The sequence below is a fragment of the uncultured Algibacter sp. genome (assembly GCF_905480415.1).
Lineage (GTDB): Bacteria > Bacteroidota > Bacteroidia > Flavobacteriales > Flavobacteriaceae > Algibacter_B.
This window is the reverse complement of the sequence record NZ_CAJQQI010000010.1, coordinates 1-3,362: the sequence shown is the minus strand read 5'-3', so window position 1 is coordinate 3,362 and position 3,362 is coordinate 1. Positions and strand designations below refer to the sequence as shown.

Here is a 3,362-nt window from a genome sequence, read left to right as displayed (position 1 = left end):
TAAAGCATCTTCATAACTTATGTGTACAACAGGGTGATTATCTTTGCCTTCAATACTGCTATCAGGTCCACTTGGGTGTCTCCAGTTAACACCAATTTCCCATCGCCACCATTGTGAAAAATCATATAAATTAGGCACCGAAGATTTTGTTTTCTTAAACAATAGTGACCCTGGTTGTAAAATACTATCATGTGGCTTAGGTGTCCCTTCTGGCAATTGTTTTTTCATGGCCTCCCAATCAATTTCACGTTCTGCAATAGTGATATAGCCTGTTTCGTTTACAAAATTTTTAAACGCAGCATTAGTTACCTCTGTTATATCCATAAAAAACCCATCAACCGTAACCGGGTGCTGTGGTTTTTCATGACTCATAGCCATTTTATCTTGTTGAACAGCGCCTTGTAAAAATGAACCTGCCGGAATCCAGAGCATACCTTCTGGTAGATTTGTAGAAAGACTATCCGCTACTTTTTTATAGATGTTTTCATCTGTTTTTTTATCTTCAATTAAAGCTTCGGCTTTATTTTCTTTACATGCTATTATTACTAAGTAGCATAACGCCATTAGAATTAAGTGCTTTATTTTATTCATATTACTATCATAAAATTATTTCTGTAAATGTATTTATTAATTACTTTAAAACCCACTTATCGTATTTAAAGTGTTTTTTTAACACAAGTTATTTCCTTTACTTTCTATCGGTTTTAATTACATTTGCATAACATTAATACTCGCGTTTATGATATATTCTATGACAGGTTACGGAAAATCTGTTTTGCAATTACCAACAAAAAAAGTAACCATAGAGCTTAAATCTTTAAACAGTAAAAATTTAGATTTAAATGCTAGAATGCCCTCTATTTATAGAGAAAAAGAATTAGCTATAAGAAAAATTTTAGCAGATAAATTGGTTCGTGGAAAAGTAGATTTTTCAATTTATGTAGAAGCTACTGCAGAAGATACCTCTACGCAAATAAACACGCCTGTTGTTAAGCAATATATCGAGCAATTAAAAAATGTAGTAGATGGTGACGAAATAGATATGCTAAAAATGGCTGTTCGTTTTCCAGATGCACTTAATACGGTTCGAGAAGAAATTAATGAAAATGAATGGAAATCTATTGAAGCTGAAATACACCATGCTATTGAGGACTTGAATAACTATAGATTAAATGAAGGGAAAGTTCTTGAAATTGACTTTAATAACCGCATTGTTACCATAAATGAATTACTTGATAAGGTTATTGCCATGGATCCTGAACGTGTTGAGGGTGTGCGAGAACGTTTATTAAAAGGTGTTGAAGAATTAAGAGAAAAATACGACGAAAATAGGTTTGAGCAAGAACTGGTATATTATATTGAAAAATTTGATATTACTGAAGAAAAAGTACGCTTAAAAAACCATCTCAATTATTTTACAGAATCTATAAATTCAAAAGATTCTAACGGAAAAAAACTAGGGTTTATTAGTCAGGAAATGGGCAGAGAGATAAACACTATTGGTTCTAAAAGTAACTACGCACCCATGCAACAATTGGTTGTTGAAATGAAAGATGAACTGGAAAAAATTAAAGAACAGTTATTGAATGTGTTGTAGTTCAGTTTACAGTCACAGTCGCAGTATTCAGTCAAAAAAAGTAAGTATTTGTGTTAGAAGAAAAAAGCAAGAATAAACAAGGTAAACTCATCGTGTTTTCAGCTCCATCAGGTTCAGGAAAAACAACTATAGTTAGGCATTTATTAGGCGTTGATAATTTAAACTTAGAATTTTCAATATCTGCAACTTCGAGAGAAAAACGTGGGGAAGAAGCGCACGGTAAAGACTATTATTTTCTTTCTGCAAAAGAATTTAAAAACAAAATTAAGAGTGATGCTTTTTTAGAGTGGGAAGAAGTCTATCGAGATAATTTTTACGGCACCTTAAAAACCGAAGTGGAGCGTATTTGGGCGCTAGGTAAAAATGTAATTTTTGATATTGATGTTTCTGGCGGACTGCGTATAAAACGAAAATATCCTGAGCAAACCTTAGCTGTTTTTGTAAAACCACCAAGTATTGACGCATTGAAAATACGATTGAAAAAGCGCAAAACTGAGAGTGAAGACAAAATAAATATGCGTGTTGCCAAAGCTTCGGCAGAATTAGCAACAGCGCCTTTATTCGATACTATAATTGTTAATGATAATTTGGACGAAGCGCTTATAGAAGCTGAAAAAAAAGTTGGTGATTTCATAAATTCTTAAACATGAAACATGCAGTACTAAAACACTTTACTTTAAACTCATTTTATAAATGTTGCATTGCCTGCTCCCACAATTTCGGAGTAACCTTTTAAAAACAATAAATTTGAACACATGAAAATCGGGTTATATTTTGGTTCTTTCAACCCCATACACATCGGTCATTTAGTTATTGCTAATCATTTGGCAGAGTACAGCGATTTAGATCAAATTTGGTTTGTAGTAACGCCACATAATCCATTTAAAAAGAAAAGTAGTTTATTAGATGATTTCCAGCGTTTAGAAATGGTTTATCGCGCAACACAAGATTATACCAAACTTAAACCTAGCGATATTGAGTTTAACTTACCGCAACCAAATTACACCATAAATACACTGGTCCATTTACAAGAAAAACATCCTGATTATGCCTTTTCTTTAATTATGGGTGAAGACAACTTAAAAAGTTTTCATAAATGGAAAAACTATGAACTTATTCTAGAAAACCATCATATATACGTTTATCCCCGAATTTCAAAAGACAGAGTAGAAACCCAATTTGATGGACACAAAAACATTCATGTTATTGATGCTCCCATCATGGAGCTCTCTTCAACGTTTATCAGAAAATCTATAAAAGCTGGTAAAAATGTACAACCCATGCTCCCGCAACACGTTTGGGAATATTTGGACGAAATGAATTTTTATAAGTAACATTAATTCGAATAATTTTCATTAATTTTTTTCTAGGTTAGCGCCTTAAATAATAGCCGTTTTACACCTTTACTTCTAAACTTAATATTCACATGCTTTTTATGTAATACATTAAAAAGGTGAGAGATTTATACACTAAATGTTTTAGAATTATTTTTTAATAAAAAACAACTTATTATAGTAATTTATTCGCGCTTTAACGATAATAAAGTTACACTAAATTCAATATTTTGTTAATTTACAAAGCTTTTATTAAATCAACCATTTTAAATATTTTTGATAAAAGGACATTTAATCTTATTTAAGATTCATTGTTTATTATACCCCAAACGCTATGGGATGCGAACGTATGCTCAAATAATCGAGCATTAATAGCAAAATTTTTGTTTGCCTGTGTTGTTGCATACATTGTATGCCATACCAGCGAAAAA

Annotated in this window: 4 protein-coding genes; 3 read left to right on the top strand and 1 reads right to left on the bottom strand. The window is 31.7% G+C overall.

Annotation, left to right across the window (positions count from 1 at the left end; translation table 11 throughout):
• The coding region (locus QZ260_RS00860) for an SUMF1/EgtB/PvdO family nonheme iron enzyme (protein ID WP_295981691.1) at positions 1-591 on the bottom strand (591 nt) is incomplete at its 3' end.
• A gap of 148 nt (positions 592-739) precedes the next feature.
• Here QZ260_RS00860 and QZ260_RS00855 point away from each other — a divergent pair.
• The 3 genes from QZ260_RS00855 to nadD all read left to right on the top strand — a co-directional run bounded on the left by QZ260_RS00855 (position 740) and on the right by nadD (position 2,931).
• Positions 740-1,597 (top strand): YicC/YloC family endoribonuclease, encoded by an 858-nt coding sequence (locus QZ260_RS00855; protein WP_295981688.1) that lies wholly within the window; start codon positions 740-742, stop codon positions 1,595-1,597.
• Between the two features lie 50 nt (positions 1,598-1,647).
• Positions 1,648-2,241: a guanylate kinase gene (gmk, locus tag QZ260_RS00850; protein ID WP_295981686.1), complete on the top strand. Its 594-nt coding sequence runs from the start codon at positions 1,648-1,650 to the stop codon at positions 2,239-2,241.
• Positions 2,242-2,352: 111 nt separating this feature from the next.
• Positions 2,353-2,931, top strand: coding sequence for a nicotinate (nicotinamide) nucleotide adenylyltransferase (nadD, locus tag QZ260_RS00845; RefSeq protein ID WP_295981684.1), 579 nt, complete (start codon positions 2,353-2,355; stop codon positions 2,929-2,931).
• Positions 2,932-3,362 lie beyond the last annotated feature (431 nt).

Bases quoted from the DNA above. Each gene is read 5' to 3' on its own strand.
- QZ260_RS00855 (WP_295981688.1), top strand. From the start codon at position 740: ATGATATATTCTATGACAGGTTACGGAAAATCTGTTTTGCAATTACCA.
- nadD (WP_295981684.1), top strand. From the start codon at position 2,353: ATGAAAATCGGGTTATATTTTGGTTCTTTCAACCCCATACACATCGGT.